Raw genomic sequence first — 18,107 nt, 5'->3', positions numbered from 1 at the left:
CCGTGGGACGATCTGTCGCGTGACCCTGCTGCTTCTGCTGCTCACCCTCGCCGTGATCGCCGCGGTGATCGCCGTGGCCACCGGCATGATCCGCGGCGGCCTGGACGAACCGGCCCCGACCGTCCCGGCCCGGGCCCTGCCGGCCGAAGGCATCACCGGCCGTGACGTGGCCGCGCTGCGCTTCGTGCAGGGCCTGCGCGGCTACCGGATGGACCAGGTGGATGCCGCGCTGGACGTACTCGGCGCCGAGGTGGACCGGCTGCGGGCCGAGGTGGCGCAGGAGCGGTCTGCCCGCCTGCAGATGGCGCGCGGCGGGCTGCTGAACGGTGGTCTCTCGGATGTGACGGTGCCGGGTGAAGGTGCCGCCAGCGCTGGGCCCGCCAATGTTGGGCCGGCCGATGCCGGGCGGACAGTTGAGCCGCAGGACGAGCCGAGTTGGCAGAGCGCTGCCCCTGGGCAATCAGGTGAGGCCGGTCAACCTGGCGCAGGCGGGGCTCCCGGCCCAGGAACCGGGCCTGCGTACGGATTCGCGACCGGCGCAGTTGCCGGCCAAGGGGCCAGCTCCGCCTCCGGTTACGGGGCCGGCGCAGCTGCCGGCCTGGGGGCCAGTTCTGCCTCCGGTTACGGGACGGGCGCTGCTCCTGGCCGCAGGACCGAGCCTGAATCCGGGCCTGAGATCGGCGCTGGCCTCGATCCCGGGCCGGGTGCCGTTCCTGAGCGCCCGGCGGACTCTGGAGCCACCTCAGGCTCTGGTGCCGCTCCACTCGGCTCTGCTCAGGGCAGCGGTCCCTCCTCCGGCCTCCCCGCCGGCGTCGCGGCTCCTTCCTGGCCCGATCCCAGCGTCCCCGAGACATCTTCTCCCACCAGCGATCCCGCACCTTCTTCCGCCAACGCGCCCACCCCGTCCCCTGATCCGGTTACCCGACCGCTGCGCCGCCCCCGGCGCCGCGCCGCAGGCGATCCGCTCACCGGTGAGTTCCCGGGGTCCCGGCCGGAAGAGCGTTCCTGATGGCGCAGTTCCGGGTCGAGGTCCCGGTCGCCGCGCCGGTCGCGCAGGTGTGGGCCCGGCTGACCGACTGGCCCGCCCACGCCGAACTGGCCCCGCTGACCACCATTCGGGTGATCGGGCCGGGCAATGCACCGGGTTCGTCGTTCGTCGCGCGGACGGGTTTCGGGCCGCTGGCCTTCGACGACCCGATGGAGATCGAGGAGTACCGGCCGCCGGCCGCTACGGGTCTGGCCGACCCGGAAGGGCGGGAAGAAGGTACCTCGGCGGCGGCCCGCTTCCGGGTGCGCAAGACCGGGTGGGCGGTGCGCGGCTGGATCGTGGCGGAGCTCTTTTCCGGTACCGGCTCCTCCGGCCGGCCCACCACCCGGCTGGTCTGGACCGAAGAGATCCGGGTGCCTCCCGAGCCGCTCACCCGTTGGGCCGCACCGGTGATCGCTGCGGTGGCCAAGGCCGGCTACGGGGCGGCGCTGCGGAAGATGGCCCGCCAGATCGAGAAGGGATCCGATGGCTGAGACACCTGCCCTGCTCACCGGCGAGGACGGCCTACGGCGCTGTTTCTGGGGCACCTCCAGCGCGGAGTACCGGGCCTACCACGACGAGGAGTGGGGGCGTCCGGTGCGGGGCGAGACGCGGCTGTTCGAGCGGATCACCTTGGAGGCGTTTCAGTCGGGTCTGGCCTGGATCACGATTCTGCGCAAACGGGAGAATTTCCGGGCTGCCTTCCACGGCTTCGACCCGGAGAAGGTCGCGGCCTTCGGCGAGGCCGACGTGGACCGGTTGCTCGGCGATCCGGGGATCGTGCGCAACCGGGCCAAGATCAACGCCGCGGTGCGCAACGCCCGGGCCGTTCTCGAGGTCCGGGACTCGGTCGAGGGCGGCCTCGACGCGCTGATCTGGTCGTTCGCGCCGGAGAAGCCTGCTCGGGCGCCGCGCCGGGCCGCCGACGTCCCGGCCACCACGCCCGCCTCCACGGCCCTGGCCAAGGAGCTCAAGCGGCGGGGCTTCGCGTTCGTCGGCCCGACCACCGCCTACGCCGCCATGCAGGCCTGCGGGCTGGTCAACGACCACTTCCAGGGGTGCCTGGCCCGGGACGCCTCAGGCCGCGGTTCAGCGGCGAAAAAGTGACGGTTGGGGCGCGAAGAGCGCGCCGATGTCCCAGGTCATGCCAAAATCGTCCGGCACCGGCTGATGTAATGCGGCCCCCTCGGGCGGCAAATCCTGCATCGCAGGTTGTGGTGGCAGCAAAATGAGGCGTGCGGACCCCGCCGGGGGCCACCGCGTTTCGTAGTGGAACCGGTAAGCGGGATAATGCTCGAGGTCACGCTCCGTGCCTGGCACGGGTTCGCGGCGGGTGTTGTGCCCACTAGCATTCAGCGATTCCAAGATCAGGAGTCGCGCCGAGGAAGGGGAGCCAGATGGCGGCCATGAAGCCGAGGACCGGCGACGGACCGCTGGAGGTCACGAAGGAAGGGCGCGGCATCGTCATGCGCGTTCCTCTCGAAGGTGGCGGCCGGCTGGTGGTTGAGATGTCCGCCACAGAAGCGAGCGAGCTGGGTGACGCGCTCAAGGCGGTAGGCAACTAGTACGGGTCCGGCCGGTGTCCGCACCGGCCGCAGTGACGGAGGTCGGGAACAGATGGTTGCGGTGGCACCGGTAGCGGTAGCACCCCGAGTGGGACCGCAGACCAGCGTCACGAGCAGGTCCGGGAACCTCGTCTCCGCACTGCGGCAGACGCAGGAGGCCGACCTGGTCGCGGTGTCGGTCCGCAAGGCCGAGGGTTCGGTCGTCGCGGACCGGCACGGCGATCAGGTCGCCGCCGCCTACGGCGTGGACCTGCGCGCGGTGATCGAGGCCGAGCGGGTCAAGGGCAGCACCGGGGAGATCGTCCGGGTTCCGGTGCTGGCCCCGGACGGTCTGCCGCAGCGGTTCGTCCTGGTCGGGATCGGCGCGGGCACCCCGCAGGACCTGCGCCGGGCCGCGGCCGCGCTCGGCCGTTCCGCCCGGGGCCGTCGCCATGTGATCACCACCCTCGGTAACGGATCATCCGCGGAAGGTGCTCGCGCGGTGGTCGAGGGTGTGGTTCTCGGCGGGTACACCCCGCCCAGCGCGGGCCTGAAGTCCCGCACCGAATCTTCGCCCGTCCCCCAGGTCACCCTGGTCGGCGCTCATCCCGAGGCCGGACTGGACCGGGGCCGGGCCCACGCCCGGGCCACCGTTCTGGCCCGCGACCTGGCCGAGACCCCGGCCAACCTCAAGAGCCCGGCCTGGCTCGCCGCCCAGGCTGCCGAACTCGGCGCCGCGGCCGGGCTGGAAGTCCGGATCTGGGACGAGGCGCGGCTGGCCGAAGAGGGTTTCGGCGGTCTGCTGGCCGTCGGCTCCGGCTCCAGCACCCCGCCCCGGTTCGTCCGGATCGACTACCGGCCCGAGGGCGTGCGGGCCCGCAAGCCGATCGTTCTGGTCGGCAAGGGCATCACCTACGACACCGGCGGCATCTCGATCAAGCCGCGCACGTCGATGGTCTCGATGAAGACCGACATGTCCGGGGCCGCCGCGGTGCTCGCCACCTTGCTGGCCTGCCCCGAGGTCGGCGTCCGCCGTCCGGTCACCGGTCTGCTGCCGCTGGCCGAGAACGCGTTCGGCGCCGACTCCTACCGTCCGGGCGACGTGGTCACCACCTACGGCGGCAAGACGGTCGAGATCCTGAACACCGATGCCGAGGGCCGGATGGTCCTGGCCGACGGACTGGGCTACGCGGTCGGCAACCTCGATCCCGAGGTCGTCGTCGACATCGCCACCCTGACCGGTGCCGCCTCGCTCGGCCTGGGCAAGCGGCACGGCGCGCTCTTCAGCAACACCGACCGCCTGGCCGCCGCCCTCACCGCGGCCGGCGCCGGCAGCGGGGAATCGTTGTGGCGCATGCCCCTGGTCGAGGACTACCGCCCGGTGCTCGATTCGACGCTGGCCGACATCCGCCACGTCACCGGCCGCGGCGCCGACACCAGCGGAGGCGGCGCGATCACGGCTGCCCTCTTCCTGCGTGAGTTCGTCGGCAACGCGCGCTGGGCCCATCTGGACATCGCCGGCCCGGCGCGTTCGGAGCGTGAGGAGTACGAAGTCACCCGGGGCGGCACCGGTTTCGGTGCGCGACTCCTGCTGCGCTGGCTGGAAGGCCTGCGCTAGAAGATTCGTAGGTCACCGGGGCGTTGCCCCGATGACAGGCACGTTGGGCGAGGGTCAGTCCTCGACCGCGGCGACCTGCCAGGTGCTCACGAAGTCCGGGTCGATCACGATCTGGCCGGTGTCGCGCAGCGTGTAGCGGCCGCTCTGGGCCTTGCGGTAGGCCGCCACATCGGCCGGCAGAACCGCGGGCTCGGGTTCGCCGGGGCGTTCCACCACCACGACGCCGTCGGCCACCTCGAGCACCCGCCCGCAGAACTGCTGGGCGTTGGTGACGTTGCCTGACTCGTCCAGGAAGGTGATGCCCACCAGCAGCCGGTGGCCGACCATGACGCTCAACTGCTCGCCGCCCCGCTGCAGCCGTCGCGGCGCGGTCGGACGGTTGGGGTTGATCGGGCCGGTGCGGTACTGGCCTGTGCGCTCTTCCTCGGTGAGGTCGTCGTCCGCGTACTCGGGGTACTCCAGATCCTCGGCAGCGGGTTCCTGGTCGTACTGGGTCAGGTCGATGCGCTCGTGTTCCGTAGGTGGCGAGCTTTCCTCGGGGGACGCCGCGTGGGCGCCCCGGGAGGAAGCACCTGCGGCAGGAGCGTCCAGGCCGAGGTCGATGCCGCGGTAACCGGAAGAGCTCAGCAGCGGGCTGATCACCTGTTCGGAGTTCTCCGGCTGCTCGTTCGATCCGGAACCGGTTCCCGAACCTGTTGCGTGCCGGCCCCCGCCTTCGCGGCTCAGCGCTTCACCGCCAGCAGAAGGCCGCCCCCGGAGGGCAGCATGGCCGGCAGGAGCTGCTTGTGGTCGCGGACGGCCTTGCCCAGTTCCCGGATCGAGGTGGTGATCGGGTCACGCTGGGCCGGGTCGGCCACCCGGTCGCGGTAGAGCGCGTTGTTCACCGCTACCGCTCCGCCGGGCCGCAGCAACCGGACCGCCTGCTCCAGGTGCTCTTCCACATCTAGCGTGCCCGCCTCGAGCAGCACCAGGTCGTAGGCGCCGTCGGTGAGGCGTGGCAGGACCTCCAGCGCCCGGCCGGGGATCATCCGGGTGCGGTTGGGGCGGATCCCGGCCTCGGCGAACGCCTCGCGGGCCGCGCGCTGGTTCTCCACCTCGACGTCGATCGTGGTGAGCACACCGTCGGCGGGCATGCCGCGCAGCAGGTAGACCCCGCTCACGCCGGTGCCGGTACCGATCTCGACCACCGCACGCGCCCGCAGCGCGGCCGCCACCACACCCAGTACGGCCCCGGCCCCGGGCGCGATCGTGGGGAAGCCCAGCGCGTCGGCACGGGCCCGGGCTCGCGCGAGTACTTCGTCCTCAGGGACGAATGTCTCGGCGTAGGCCCAACTGGCGGGCGTGGGGGCTTTGATTGTCGGCTCCAGTAGCGGGTGTGGTTCCGGTGTGGCGGTGTGACCGGCTCGGATGTTTCCACTCCGGCACCCCAAGAGTAGTGCTCCATCCGGTGGACACTCATCTACTGCAGACGGGTGACGGACCCCACGCGATGTACCTCTGCGGACGCAGAACCGGAGGTAGGCGTACTGCCGGTGCTGCGGGGGTACCTCAGGGTCGGACCGGGGGATGACCTGATGGTGGAGCCGGGGTGCCGGCCCCAGGATTGATGGGGCGAGGTGGCGCAGTGACCGGAGTAATGGGGGACGGATGAGGTCGGCACCGTGGTCGGCAAGACACCGGGGGAGCCCGGTGACAGATCAGCCGGCACCGATCCGGTTCCCAGGAAACTCTCGGGTTGAGCTGGAAGCGTCATCTCGCAGAGAACGGGAACGCGTCATCCGAGTGGCGCGTTGGGACCAGTTGAGTGAGAGGCGCTCAGGTGAGTGGCAAGAAGCCCGAACCGTGAGCGAGGATGGGAGGCAGGGTGTCGGCGTACGCGATGCCTGCGGGTTCGTTCCCGCTGAGGCTGTTCGGTCGAGGCCGCACGCAGGACCGGGCGGGCCGCGGCGTGGGTGAATCACGTCTCGCTCCGTCCGAAGGGTCCGGGTTGCCGCACGAGGCACCGAAGTCGTCCGAACCGTCCAGCGTTCCGCTTGTCGAGCAGCGCGCGGCTGCGCCTGCTGCGGTCGTCGCCGCCGCGGTGGCTCCCGCCGAGGTCGCGTGGACGCCGCCGAGCTGGGACGAGATCGTCCGCGAGCACTCGGCCCGGGTCTACCGCCTGGCCTACCGCCTGACCGGCAACCAGCACGATGCGGAGGACCTTACCCAGGAGGTCTTCGTCCGGGTCTTCCGGTCGCTGTCCTCCTACACCCCCGGCACGTTCGAGGGCTGGCTGCACCGGATCACCACCAACCTGTTCCTCGACCAGGCCCGGCGCAAGCAGCGGATCCGGTTCGACAACCTGACCGACGAGGTCACCGACCGGCTGCCCGGTCGCGAGGCCGGCCCGGAGCGGGCCTGGGAGCACAACAACCTGGACTACGACGTGCAGCGGGCGCTCGACGCCCTGCCGCCGGACTTCCGGGCCGCGGTCGTGCTCTGCGACATCGAGGGTCTGTCCTACGAGGAGATCGCCGCCACGCTGGACGTGAAGCTGGGCACCGTGCGCTCGCGGATCCACCGTGGCCGGGCCCTGCTGCGCGAGGAGCTGGCGCACCGCCGTCCGGCCCCGCCGGTCTTCGCGGATCTGAACAGCACCGAGGCCACCGTCACCGCGCCCGGTGAGCAGGTGACTCAATGAGCCATCTCGGTGGACGTCTGAGCGAGCTGGTCGACGGCGAACTCGAGGGTGCCGCCGCCGACCGTGCGCTCAGGCATCTCGCCGAGTGTCAGGACTGCCGGGACGCGCTCGAGATCGAGCGGCTGATGAAGCAGCGTCTGGCCAGCCTGACGGTTCCGGAGCCGGGTGACGCCCTGCTGCGCAACCTGTTCGACCTGGGCGGCCCGGCCGGTCCGCTGCCGCCCCGGCGCGAGCACGTGCCCGGCAGCCCCCGGCCCGCCTACGTGTCGCCGGGCGTGAGCGTGCGCCCGGCCCGGCCGGAGGTGCAGGTCTTCGCCGGCCCGCCGCCGCCGAGCCGCAAGAACCTCACCTTCGACCAGCGCCGGGCCCGGATGAGCCGGCCGCAGCGCCGGGTCGCCGCCACCCTGGTCGGTGCGGCCTGTCTGGTCGGGGCCGGGGTCGCGGGTGGGGTGGCCAGCTACGCGGTCAGCCCGGCCGACGTGGTCACACCGGTGGACAGCTTCGTGGTGCGGCACTTCGCCACCGCCGATGTCACACCGTGGGATTCGCAGAACAGCTGGTCCGTCCTCGGCGGTCGCTGAGCCGGGCCGGGTACCGGCGAGGAGTTCCGGTAATGACCAGAACCTCGGCTGCGCCAGACCTTCGCGGGGCGCAGCTGCGGAACTGGGCGGTCGTTCGGCCGCGGGTAAGACCGGTGTATGAAGGTGCGACATCTGGCTCGAGTCAGGTCTGAAGGCGGTGTCCGATGCGCCGCACTCAGGTAGACGTGCCAGAGTTGAGCTCGGCCGAAAACCGGCCGTTGGCCGCACGTCCATGAGCACCACCCGCGAGGAGCAGGGATGACTGACAAGGACCAGCCGTCGCAGAAGGACGAGCAGGTCTACTGGGCGCCGCAGACCGGACCGGCGGGGCCGGGAGCAGGACGCGCCGCGGATCCGGACGATGCCACCGCAGAGCGTCCGGCAGTTGGTCACGGCGGTGAGTCGAGCCAGACCCAGCCGGACGCCGGTCGAGCGCCTGGGGATCAAACGAATGCGGGTCAGGAAGCGCCACTGGCTGAGCGCTCCCCGCAGCAGAACCAGTACGCCCGCCCGGATGGTTCGCAGCCTTCGCTGAGCGGGCAGTCGTCTGTTCCGGGCGGCGCAGCTACTCCGAGTTCGTCTGGGCAGCGGGTGGAAGCTCCCGCGTGGCCGGCCTACCCGCCGCGCCCGGGGCAGCCAGGCCAGCCTGGTCTCAGTGGTTACGGCGCCGGGCAGTCCGGCCCGGGCGGTTTCGGCCAAAGTCAGAGCGGTTACGGCCAGGGCCAGAGCGGCTACGGCCAGAGTGGTCCGGGTCAAAGCGGTTACGGGCCGGGCTCTTCCGCGCAGAGTGGTTACGGCCAGGGCCAGTCCGGTTCGGGGTCGTCGGGTCAGCAGCCGGCCGGTCGGGAACAGGCCGGTCCGGGGCAGTGCGGCTCGGTGCAGTCGGGTGAGAGTCGTTACGGACAGGGCCAGTTCGGTCCGTCCGCGGGTCAGGGTGGCAGCGAGTCGGGTGAAGCCTCGGTGCAGGAACGGGATGCGGCGTTGAGTCAGTCGGCACAGGGCAGTGGCGGGTTCGGAAACCACGAGCACGATCAGAAGACGGGCGAGGCGCAACCGCCCTCGTCGGCGGCCAGGGACGCCGGAGCGGAGTCGGCGGACCAGACCTCGCCGAACGAGACGGTGGGCAGGCCGGACCAGCAGAGCCAGGGGCAGCACTACGGGGCCTACCCGGCCGCTTCAGGTGGCGGGCAATCCGGCTACTCCCAGAACACGTCAGGGAGCCAGGGGCAGCCCGGTCAGGCGCAGAACAGCCAGGCCCAGGGTGGCTCGAGCGGTCAGGGTGGTCCGAGTCAGGGCAGCCAGGCACCGGGCGGTCTGATGCAGGGCAGCCAGGGCCAGGGTGGTCAGGGCGGTTCGAGTCAGGCCGGCCAAGGCCAGAGCGGCCAAGGCGGTTTGAGCCAGGGCGTTCAGGCGCAGAGCGGTCAGACGCAGAGCGGTCAGACGCAGAGCGGTCAGGTCCAGGGCGGTCTGGTGCAGAGCGGTCCGAGCCAGGGCAACCAGGCGCAGGACAGCCTTGGCCAGAGTGCTCAGGGTGGTTCGAGCCAGAGCGGTCTGGTGCAGGGCGGTCAGGGCCAGAGCGGTCAGGGTGGTTCGAGCCACGGCGGTCAGGCGCAGGGCGGTCAGGGCCAGAGCGGTCAGGGCGGTTCGAGTCAGGGCAGCCAGGGTGGATGGTCTTCGCCGAGCGGTTCTTCCACCGGTTCCTGGACGGCCGACCTGGGCGAGGCCCGCTCCGGCGCCAATCCCCAGAACCCCCAGAGCACTCAGAACCCGAACCAGGGCGCCTATCCCGGCGCCGGACCACTCGGCTACGGCAGCGGCGGCCACAACACGGGCGGCTACAACTCGGGTGGCTACAACACCGGCGGCTACAGTTCGGGCGGTTTCAACACTGGCGGCTACAGCTCAGGTGGCTACAACACCGGCAGCTTCAGCCCGGGCGGCCAGAACGCAAACGGCCAGAACCCTGGCGGCCAGAACACCGGTGGCTTCAGCGCTGGTGGCTACAACACCGGCGGTTTCAACGCCGGCAGCTACAACACCGGTAACAACAGTGCTGGCAACCCTGCTGGCAACAACCCTGCCGGCAACAGCGGCGACCCGCTGATCCCCGGCCTCCAGCCGGCCTGGGGCCCACCGCCGCCGATGCCGCCCGGCCGTCCCAACGGCAAGGCCTCGGGCCGCGCGTCCCTGATCGCAGCCGCTCTGGGTGTGGGTCTGCTGGCCGGGGTCTTGGGAGGCTTCGGGGGTAGCGCGCTCTACGACGATGTTGCGGACGCCGACGGCCGCGCTCCCACGGTGTCGCTGCCCGAGCCGGTGAAGGACGACCGTAACCAGACGTCCGGCGAGGTCACCACCGTCGCGTCCGCGGTCACCCCCAGCGTGGTCTCGCTCGAGGTGGTGGCCGGGCAGTCGCAGGGCACCGGCTCCGGCTTCGTGGTCGACGCCGAGAACGGCTACATCCTGACCAACAACCACGTGGTCTCCGGCGACGGGGGCGATGCCGGCGCCGGGGGCAGCAGCCCGGACATCCAGGTCGTCTTCCAGGACGGCACCCAGGCCAAGGGCACGCTGGTCGGCGCCGACGCCTCGTACGACCTGGCCGTGGTCAAGGTCAAGGCCAAGGGTCTGCGCGAGCTCTCGTTCGGTGACTCCGACGAGGTGCAGGTGGGCGACCCGGTGGTGGCGATCGGCGCCCCGCTGGGCCTGACCGGCACGGTCACCACCGGCATCGTCAGCGCGCTGAACCGCCCGGTCGCGGCGGGCGAGGGTGACAGCCCGGCCTTCATCAACGCGATCCAGACCGACGCCGCGATCAACCCCGGCAACTCCGGCGGCCCGCTGGTCAACGCGGCCGGGCACGTGATCGCGGTGAACTCGGCGATCGCCCGGGTGCCGGGCACCACCGACGCCACCGGCGGCAGCATCGGCCTGGGCTTCGCGATCCCCAGCAACCAGGCCCAGCGCACCGCCGAGCAGCTGATCCAGACCGGCAAGGCCGACCACCCGATCATCGGCGTCACCCTCGACCCGACCTACGCCGGCGAGGGCGTGCTGGTGAACCAGGAGGCCCGCCAGGGCCAGGAGCCGGTCACTCCGGGTGGCCCGGCCGACCAGGCCGGGATCGAGCCGGGCGACGTGATCACCAAGTTCAACGGCCGCCCGGTGACCGCCCCGGACGAGCTGATCGTGGCGATCCGGGCCGAGAAGCCGGGCGACACGGTCACCCTGACCATCCGCCGGGGCGGGGGCAAGGAAGAGGAAGTGAAGGTGAAACTCAGTGCGTCCAGTGACTGAGCGTCGCGGCGCCGGGAACACCGCCGGGGCCGGCGTGACTCGAACGGAATACCGGACGGTTGGAGTTCCGTCCGGTACGGCCTAGTCTCGCGTTGTGTTCGGTATCAATCCGGCCGAGTTCATCGTGCTCCTGGCGGTGGCTGCGGTCGTCCTCGGCCCGGAACGCCTTCCGGAGTACGCCCAGGGGCTGGCCCGTCTGGTCCGGCAACTGCGGGCGATGGCCCAGGGCGCCCAGAAGCAGGTGCGCGAGGAGATCGGTCCGGAGTTCGACGAGATCGACTGGCAGAAGCTCGATCCGCGCCAGTACGACCCGCGCAGGATCGTGCGGGACGCGCTCTCGGACGCCTGGGACCCGGACGACCCGCTGGGCCTGAAGGAGAACGGCTACAACCGGGACACGATGAATCCCGATCTGGACGGCAAGCAGGCCCGGATGAACGGGTCGGCCGGTGGTTCCCGGCCGACACCGGCGGCCGGAGACCCGAAACCGCCCACTCCGGGTGGGGCGCCCGCGTTCGATCCGGACGCCACCTAGGAAAGGCCCTAGAACAGCACATGCGAAAGGCCCGGGAGAATTCCCGGGCCTTTCGCATACCCGCCGGCCGACTACGTCACCCGGCCACCGCCGTCGGAAACAAAATGGCGAGAGCCGGGCACGAGCACCGACCGCCACTCAGAGCAACGAGCCGCCAACTGGGGACGTCCGTGGCCACCCAAGTCGCGCCGGTGCGCCGATGGTGGCCGCACCCGTTCCGGAAAAGCTTTTCAGCGACCCGCGGGAGTCAACCCGAGCGAACGACCCGACAACCCACGGGCCCGCTTACCCAGCTTGCGGGCCACCGCGATGAGCGCCTGCGAAGCCGCGCTGTCGGGGTTGGAGCGCACGACCGGCACGCCACCGTCGCCCCCCTCACGCAGCGAGACGTCGAGCGGGATCTGGCCAAGCAGCGGCACCGGAGCCCCGATCGCCTCACCGAGGGAGTCGGCTACCGCCTGACCGCCACCGGAACCGAAGAGCTCGAGCCGGGTACCGTCGGGCTGCTCCAGCCAGGACATGTTCTCAACCACGCCGACCACCTGCTGCTTGGTCTGCAGAGCGATCGAGCCGGCCCGCTCGGCCACCTCGGCGGCGGCCTGCTGCGGCGTGGTGACCACCAGGATCTCGGCGGTGGGCAGCAGTTGGGCGGTGCTGATCGCGATGTCACCGGTGCCGGGCGGAAGGTCGAGCAGGAGCACGTCCAGGTCGCCCCAGAACACGTCGGTGAGGAACTGCTCCAGAGCACGGTGCAGCATCGGCCCGCGCCAGACCACCGGCTGGTTGCCCGGGACGAACATGCCGATCGAGATGACCTTCACGTCCTGCGAGACGGGCGGCAGGATCATGTCGTCCATCCGCGTGGGCGGCCGGTCGACACCGAGCATCCGGGGTACGGAGAAACCGTAGACGTCGGCGTCGAGCACACCCACGGAGAGCTCTTCGGCCGCCATGGCCGCGGCCAGGTTGACCGTGACCGAGGACTTGCCTACCCCGCCCTTGCCGGAAGCCACGGCGTAGATCCGGGTCAGGGAACCGGGCCGGGTGAAGGGGTTCTCCTTGGTGACCTGTCCGCCGCGCAGCTTCTCGCGCAGGTTGCCACGCTGCTCGTCGGACATCACGCCGAGGTCCACCTCGACCTGCGACACCCCGGCCACGGCGCCGACGGCGGCCTTGGTGTCCTGGGTGAGCCGATCCCGCATCGGGCAGCCGGCCACGGTCAGCAGCACCCGGACCGACACGGTCGAGCCGTCGATGTCGACCGATTCGACCATGTCGAGTTCGGTGATCGGGCGACGGATCTCGGGGTCGTTGACGGTGGCGAGGGCGGCGTGGACGGCATCAAGCAGCGGCGCTGACATACCGCCACTGTATTCCGCGCGGCCGGGCACCCCGGACGGAAGGGTGTCCTCAGCAACCTGGTTGATAACGATTCGGCGCGCGCGATCGGCCGATCTGCCTCAGGATGGTGCTCGGGCCAGGGGGAGCCTGAGATAACGGGACCGCGGCCGGCCGGGGGAAACGGGCTGGTCGTACCGATTTGGAGGTGTGGTGGAGCTACCGCCACGAACCCCGCTACCGGCGGGTGCAGTACCTGATCTGGATGTGTTGTGCCTGCGTACGGCCCAGCGCCTGAACAGCCCGGTGGCCTTGGTGTCGCTGGTCGACGAGGAGGGCCAGGCCCTGCCGGGCGTGTTCGGCCTGGCCGAACCCTGGCTGACGGAGCGCTGGACGCCGCTGACCCACTCGTTCTGCCAGCACGTGGTCACCTCCGGCGCGCCCTTCGTGGTGACCAACGCCCATGACGACCCGCTGGTGGCCAAGAACCTGGCGATCATGGACCTCGGGGTGATCGCCTACGCGGGCGTGCCGCTGCTGTCCGACGGCCGGGTGGTGGGGGCCCTGTGCGCGATCGACCACAAGCCCCGGGTGTGGACGGACGAGCAGGTGGCGGAGTTGAGCGTGCTCTCGGCCGAGGTCTCGCAGCAACTGGGCCGGCTGCTCCGGGCGAACTAGTGCCGGGGTAAGCCGTTGCGGCAGTAGGGGCACACGTTCCACTCGGCCTGGACCGACTTGCCGCAGTGCTGGCAGTGCCCACGGTCGAGGTTGGTGGCGCAGTAGGGGCAGACCACCATGTCCTCCTCGACGTGCTTGCCGCACTTGGGGCAGGCGTGGGTCTCGGTGGCGTCGGACTGTGTGACCCGGATGACTTCCTCGTAGGTGGTCTTGCCGTGCCGGGCCTTGAGCAGCCCGGAGGCGCGCAGCGTGGCCATGCCGGCCTCGCGGGCGGCGGCCGAGATCGCGGCCTCACTGGCGTCCTGCATCAGAACCTTGCGCATGGTGTCGTTGACCACCAGCACCTCGTACACCGCGGTCCGGCCCTTGTAGCCGGTGCCGCCGCACTCCGGGCAGCCGGTGCCCTTCATCGGGGTGGCGCCCTCCAGGTCGGAGGGCAGCAGCCCGAGCAGGGTGATCGTCTCCGCGCTGGGCCGGTAGGGCGCCCGGCAGGACACGCACGGGGTGCGCACCAGCCGCTGGGCGATCGCGCAGGTCAGCGACGAGGCCACCAGGAACGGCTCGACCCCCATGTCGACCAGCCGGGTCAGCGCGGCCACCGCCGAGTTGGTGTGCAGCGTGGTCAGCACCAGGTGACCGGTGATCGAGGCGGTCAGCGCCAGCTCGGCGGTCTCCTCGTCCCGCACCTCACCGACCAGGATGATGTCCGGGTCCTGCCGCAGGATCGAGCGCAGGCCGGCCGCGAAGGTCATCCCGATCTTGGCGTTCGCGCCGACCTGGGTGATCCCCGGCAGCTGCACCTCGACCGGGTCCTCGAGCGTGACGATGTTCTTCTCCGGATCGCTGATCTGCGCGATCGCCGAGTACAGGGTGTTGGTCTTACCGGATCCGGTCGGCCCGGTGATCAGCACCAGGCCCTGCGGCACGGCCAGCGAGGCCTCGAAGCTGGCCAGCTGGTCCGGCTCGAAACCGAGCTGGGCCAGGCTGGGTATCTCGTCGCCGCGGGTCAGCAGCCGAATGACCACCTTCTCGCCGTGCAGGCTGGGCAGCGTCGAGATCCGGCAGTCGATCGCCATCCCCTCGACCACGATCCGGGTCCGGCCGTCCTGCGGGATCCGGCGCTCGGAGATGTCCAGACCCGACATGATCTTGATCCGGCTGATCACCGAGGTGGCGATCCGGCGCGGCGCGTTCATCACGTCGCGCAGCAGACCGTCGATCCGGTAGCGCACCCGCAGCACCTCACGCTGCACCTCGACGTGGATGTCGGAGGCCCGCAGCCGGACTGCGTCGCCGAAGATCCGGTTCACCAGCTTGACGATCGGGGCGTCGTCGTCGGTGCTGCCGGCCATCCCGGAGAGGTCGGCCTCGTCCTCCTCGACGCTCTCCTCGGCCATCGAGACCGCGCTGGAGTCGGACCCCAGCGACCAGGCCCGGGCCAGCTGGTCACGGATCTGGCTGTCGGTGGCGACCATCACCGTGATGTCCGCGCTGCGGGTGTAGAGCTTCACGTCGTCGAGCGCGAGCACGTTGGTCGGGTCCGCCGCGGCCACCAGCAGGCCCTTGGGGGTGCGGTCGAGCACCAGGACGCGGGTGCGCTCGGCCACCGCGCGGGGCAGCAGACGCACCACGTCGGGGGCGGGCATGGTCCGGGAGAGGTCGACGATCTGCAGCCCGAGCAGCTTGGCCAGGGCCTCGGCGACGTCGCGTTCGGTGGCCAGGCGCAGGTCCGAGACCACCTGGCCGAGGCGGCGGCGCGGGGCGTCGGGGCGGCGCTGCTCGTTCAGCGCCATCTCGAGCTGCTCGGGTGTGAGCAGGCCCGACTCGACCAGGACGTCGCCCAGCCGGCGGCGCCCAGCCATGGGTGACGGACCGGGCTGGCGGGGCACACCGGAAACCCCGGCGCCCGGAGGGGTCGTCGTCACGAGGTCTCTGTCGGCACCACTTGCCCGTTGGTTGAGCCGGAACGGTGATCCGGCGGCTGCGCACCGTTGCCGGACGTGTCCGGGGCAGCTTTCGGGGTCCCGTTCGATCCGCCGTTCGAGGGCTCCTTGGCTTCTTTCGGTGACTTGGCGCTCTTACGGGCCGGGCTCTTCTTCTTGACCGGCCGGGGCCGGTCCTCGCCGTACTCCTCCAGCAGCGAGCGCAGTTCCGAGCGGACGAAGTCGCGGGTGGCCACCTCGCTCAGCGCGATCCGCAGCGCGGCCACCTCGCGGGCCAGGTACTCGGTGTCGGCCAGCGCCCGCTCGGCCCGGTCGCGGTCCTGCTCGGCGGCCACCCGGTCGCGGTCGGCCTGCCGGTTCTGGGCCAGCAGGATCAGCGGGGCGGCGTAGGAGGCCTGCAGGCTCAGGATCAGCGTCATCAGGGTGAAGTTCAGCCGCCGCGGGTCGAACTGCAGGTCCTCCGGGGCCAGCCAGTTCCACAGCAGCCAGCCGCCGACGAACAGGGTCATCCCGACCAGGAACGTGGCGGTGCCCATGAACCGGGCGAAGCGTTCCGAGGCCCGGCCGAAGCGCTCGGCGTCCACCGGAGGCCCGCTACGCCGGTTGCGCCGGGCGGCGTCCAGGGGCGTGTCCAGGCCGGTGCTGCTGCTCTCAAAGGCCGACATCAGCCGGCGGCGCCAGGCCTTCAGCCGGTGTACCGGTTCCTCCGGCACACCGCGCTCGGGCGGCTTACGGGCTTTCTTCTTCTTGCGCTCAGAGGACACGCGGGATCTCCCCGGTCATCGTGACGTCACGAAGATCGGCCGGATCCTCCCGCCAGTCCTCGGGCAGCAGGTGGTCCAGCACGTCGTCCACGGTGACCGCGCCGATCAGCCGGCCCAGCTCGTCGGTGACCGGGACCGAGACCAGGTTGTAGTGCGCCAGGTGCCGGGCCACCTGCTCCAGCGTGGCGTCGGCGCGCAGGCTCTTGACGTCCTTGTCCACGATCCGGCCGAGCAGCTGGGACGGGGGTTCGCGCAGCATCCGCTGGATGTGGACCATGCCCAGGAACTTGCCGGTCGGGGCCTCCAGCGGCGGGCGGCAGACGAACACGGCCGCGGCCAGGGCGGAGGAGAGCTCGGCGCGCCGGACCCGGGCCAGGGCCTCGGCGATCGCGGCGTCGGGCGGCAGCACCACCGGCTCGGAGGTCATCAGGCCCCCGGCGGTGTCGTCGCCGTAGGCCAGCAGCCGGCGCACATCGTCGGCCTCGTCCTTCTCCATCAGCTCGAGCAGCTGGTCACGTTGCTCCAGCGGCAGCTCGGAGAGCAGGTCGGCAGCGTCGTCGGGCTGCATCACCTCGAGCACGTCGGCGGCCCGGCCGGACTCCAGCTCGTTGAGGATCTCGACCTGGATCTCCTCCGGCAGCTCCTCCAGCACGTCGGCCAGCCGGTCGTCGGTGAGCGCGGAGGCCACCTCGTGCCGGCGCTTGGGGGCCAGCTCGTGGATCACCTCGGCCAGGTCGGCGGCCTTCATCCCGTCGAACGCGGCCAGCAGGTTTGCTGCGCCCTGACGTTCCTCGACGATTCCGAAGCCCTCCAGCGCGTCGATGTCGACGACGAAGGCTTCACCCCTTCGGGCGAAGCGGCCCGGCCGCACCCGGCGCACGTAGGCCCGGCACAGCCGCCACTCGCGCGTCCGGTTCGGCTGGATCGCGACGTCCTCGATGGTGACCTGGCTGCCGTCGTCCTTGAGCGTGACGGTGCGGTCGAGCAGCTCGCCCAGCACCAGGGTCTCGGTCGGCCGCTGCTCGAACCGGCGCATGTTGACCAGCCCGGTGGTGATCACCTGACCGGCGTCGATGCTGGTCACCCGGGTCATCGGCAGGAACACCCGGCGGCGCCCGACCACCTCGACGACCATCCCGACCACGCGGGTCGGTTTGCCGGGCCGGAACATGACGATGACGTCGCGGACCCGGCCGACCTGGTCACCGAGCGGGTCGAAGACGGCCAGTCCGGCCATCCGCGCGACGAACACCCGATTCGCGGCAGCCACACGTGCAGACTAGGTGGCCGGGTGAAGATCGGCTCGCTGGGGGATCGTGGTGCCGGTCACCGCACTCGGGCCTTTGAACCACACAAACTGGAGACGCTCTCCGCACCGGCCGCCGACGTCTGCAGTTTGGTCTGGCGGTCAGTCCTGATCGTTCTCGCGCCGCCGGCGAAGGCGGAGCGCGCGGCGCAGCCGCCCACCCCAGTGGAACGGCTGGCGTTCGGTGGTGGTCGCCGGACCGCCGGGCGGGGGAGCGGCTCCGGACGGGGAGTCGTCGTCGCCTTCGGCCGCCACCGTGACCGCGATCGGGCGCAGCAGCGAGATCATCGCGCCCGAGGCCCAGCGCTCGCGCTGCTGGGCCACGTCCACCCCGTTGAGCCGCGCGGCCGAGAGCACCGTGGCCGCCGCGTCCCACTCCGGGGTGTGCGCGGTCAGCGTGTCCACGTGGGCCAGGAATCCGATGACGGCGGCGCCGGTGTCCTTGCTACGGGCCATCACCTCGACCTCACCGCTGAGCATCGGCAGCATCTGCTCTCCGGCGCCGTAGACCACCGCCACCGCGTCGTCGTGCCAGGTGTGCCAGACCGCCTGATACCGCTCGGCCCCCGCAGGTTTCAGCCACACCACGTCGCTGCGGCTGCACGCCTCGGCCACCAGCGCGGCTTCGACCGGAGACAGCGGCCGGCGCAACTGCGAGGCGTTGCCGGATGCGGGATGGGTGGTCACAGATGCGAGAGTGCCACACCGATCTGGTCGTTCCGCCCGGTGCGCGCGGTCTGCTACCGAGCTGTGGCCGGGACGTGACCTGATCACCGCGTGGCCGTGACTTGAGGCTCTG

Annotated in this window: 18 protein-coding genes; 10 read left to right on the top strand and 8 right to left on the bottom strand. The window is 71.1% G+C overall.

What is annotated here, in order from left to right; all coding sequences use genetic code 11:
- The first annotated feature begins 19 nt into the window (after nucleotides 1-19).
- The 5 genes from LR394_RS32000 (at nucleotide 20) to LR394_RS31980 (ending at nucleotide 4,189) form a co-directional block, all read left to right on the top strand.
- On the top strand, nucleotides 20-1,009 hold the full coding sequence (locus tag LR394_RS32000) for a DivIVA domain-containing protein (protein ID WP_231448351.1): 990 nt from the start codon (nucleotides 20-22) through the stop codon (nucleotides 1,007-1,009).
- On the top strand, nucleotides 1,009-1,521 hold the full coding sequence (locus LR394_RS31995) for an SRPBCC family protein (RefSeq protein WP_231448350.1): 513 nt from the start codon (nucleotides 1,009-1,011) through the stop codon (nucleotides 1,519-1,521). The genes LR394_RS32000 and LR394_RS31995 overlap by 1 nt, the downstream gene beginning before the upstream one ends.
- Nucleotides 1,514-2,134 (top strand): DNA-3-methyladenine glycosylase I, encoded by a 621-nt coding sequence (locus LR394_RS31990; RefSeq protein ID WP_231448349.1) that lies wholly within the window; start codon nucleotides 1,514-1,516, stop codon nucleotides 2,132-2,134. Before LR394_RS31995 ends, LR394_RS31990 begins: the two co-directional genes overlap by 8 nt.
- Nucleotides 2,135-2,424: 290 nt before the next feature.
- Nucleotides 2,425-2,592: a DUF3117 domain-containing protein gene (locus tag LR394_RS31985; protein WP_214156703.1), complete on the top strand. Its 168-nt coding sequence runs from the start codon at nucleotides 2,425-2,427 to the stop codon at nucleotides 2,590-2,592.
- Between the two features lie 52 nt (nucleotides 2,593-2,644).
- Nucleotides 2,645-4,189, top strand: a complete 1,545-nt coding sequence (locus tag LR394_RS31980; protein ID WP_231448348.1) for a leucyl aminopeptidase — start codon at nucleotides 2,645-2,647, stop codon at nucleotides 4,187-4,189.
- Between the two features lie 54 nt (nucleotides 4,190-4,243).
- On the opposite strand, the gene LR394_RS31975 is transcribed toward LR394_RS31980, so the two are convergent.
- Nucleotides 4,244-4,831: a hypothetical protein gene (locus LR394_RS31975; protein ID WP_231448347.1), complete on the bottom strand. Its 588-nt coding sequence runs from the start codon at nucleotides 4,829-4,831 to the stop codon at nucleotides 4,244-4,246.
- A gap of 80 nt (nucleotides 4,832-4,911) precedes the next feature.
- Nucleotides 4,912-5,544, bottom strand: a complete 633-nt coding sequence (locus LR394_RS31970; RefSeq protein WP_407937164.1) for an O-methyltransferase — start codon at nucleotides 5,542-5,544, stop codon at nucleotides 4,912-4,914.
- Nucleotides 5,545-6,176: 632 nt separating this feature from the next.
- Between LR394_RS31970 and sigE the strand changes: the two genes are divergently transcribed.
- Nucleotides 6,177-6,869: an RNA polymerase sigma factor SigE gene (gene sigE / locus LR394_RS31965; RefSeq protein ID WP_231448345.1), complete on the top strand. Its 693-nt coding sequence runs from the start codon at nucleotides 6,177-6,179 to the stop codon at nucleotides 6,867-6,869.
- The gene (locus tag LR394_RS31960; protein WP_231448344.1) at nucleotides 6,866-7,450 is read left to right on the top strand and encodes a zf-HC2 domain-containing protein; all 585 of its coding nucleotides are present in this window, start codon (nucleotides 6,866-6,868) and stop codon (nucleotides 7,448-7,450) included. Before sigE ends, LR394_RS31960 begins: the two co-directional genes overlap by 4 nt.
- Nucleotides 7,451-8,662: 1,212 nt before the next feature.
- Here the strand turns inward: LR394_RS31960 and LR394_RS31955 are convergent.
- Nucleotides 8,663-9,049, bottom strand: coding sequence for a hypothetical protein (locus LR394_RS31955; protein ID WP_231448343.1), 387 nt, complete (start codon nucleotides 9,047-9,049; stop codon nucleotides 8,663-8,665).
- Here LR394_RS31955 and LR394_RS31950 point away from each other — a divergent pair.
- Together LR394_RS31950 and LR394_RS31945 are read left to right on the top strand one after the other, a co-directional pair.
- Nucleotides 9,005-10,744 (top strand): S1C family serine protease, encoded by a 1,740-nt coding sequence (locus LR394_RS31950; protein ID WP_231448342.1) that lies wholly within the window; start codon nucleotides 9,005-9,007, stop codon nucleotides 10,742-10,744. The two genes, LR394_RS31955 and LR394_RS31950, sit on opposite strands and share 45 nt — an antisense overlap.
- A 94-nt stretch (nucleotides 10,745-10,838) precedes the next feature.
- Nucleotides 10,839-11,279: a twin-arginine translocase TatA/TatE family subunit gene (locus LR394_RS31945; RefSeq protein ID WP_231448341.1), complete on the top strand. Its 441-nt coding sequence runs from the start codon at nucleotides 10,839-10,841 to the stop codon at nucleotides 11,277-11,279.
- Between the two features lie 230 nt (nucleotides 11,280-11,509).
- Here LR394_RS31945 and LR394_RS31940 read toward each other — a convergent pair whose 3' ends face one another.
- A complete protein-coding gene (locus LR394_RS31940; protein WP_231448340.1) occupies nucleotides 11,510-12,640 on the bottom strand; it encodes an Mrp/NBP35 family ATP-binding protein in 1,131 nt (376 codons plus the stop codon).
- Between the two features lie 247 nt (nucleotides 12,641-12,887).
- On the opposite strand from LR394_RS31940, the gene LR394_RS31935 reads away from it, so the two are divergent.
- Nucleotides 12,888-13,295, top strand: coding sequence for a GAF domain-containing protein (locus LR394_RS31935; RefSeq protein ID WP_231448339.1), 408 nt, complete (start codon nucleotides 12,888-12,890; stop codon nucleotides 13,293-13,295).
- Here LR394_RS31935 and LR394_RS31930 read toward each other — a convergent pair.
- From LR394_RS31930 to LR394_RS31915, 4 genes are all read right to left on the bottom strand, one after another.
- Nucleotides 13,292-15,220, bottom strand: a complete 1,929-nt coding sequence (locus tag LR394_RS31930) for an ATPase, T2SS/T4P/T4SS family (protein ID WP_231448338.1) — start codon at nucleotides 15,218-15,220, stop codon at nucleotides 13,292-13,294. The genes LR394_RS31935 and LR394_RS31930 overlap by 4 nt on opposite strands.
- The gene (locus LR394_RS31925; RefSeq protein ID WP_269330139.1) at nucleotides 15,217-15,903 is read right to left on the bottom strand and encodes a DUF1003 domain-containing protein; all 687 of its coding nucleotides are present in this window, start codon (nucleotides 15,901-15,903) and stop codon (nucleotides 15,217-15,219) included. Before LR394_RS31925 ends, LR394_RS31930 begins: the two co-directional genes overlap by 4 nt.
- Before the next feature lie 88 nt (nucleotides 15,904-15,991).
- Nucleotides 15,992-17,272 carry a magnesium transporter MgtE N-terminal domain-containing protein gene (locus tag LR394_RS31920; protein ID WP_231448336.1) on the bottom strand — a complete coding sequence of 427 codons (1,281 nt, stop codon included), beginning with the start codon at nucleotides 17,270-17,272 and terminating at the stop codon, nucleotides 15,992-15,994.
- 138 nt (nucleotides 17,273-17,410) lie between these two features.
- Nucleotides 17,411-17,995, bottom strand: coding sequence for a hypothetical protein (locus tag LR394_RS31915; RefSeq protein ID WP_231448335.1), 585 nt, complete (start codon nucleotides 17,993-17,995; stop codon nucleotides 17,411-17,413).
- Nucleotides 17,996-18,107 lie beyond the last annotated feature (112 nt).

The sequence above is a fragment of the Kineosporia babensis genome, assembly GCF_021129305.1.
GTDB classification, from domain to species: Bacteria; Actinomycetota; Actinomycetes; order Actinomycetales; family Kineosporiaceae; genus Kineosporia; species Kineosporia babensis.
The sequence above is the reverse complement of the archived record's forward strand: the minus strand, read 5'-3'. Positions and strand labels throughout refer to the sequence as shown.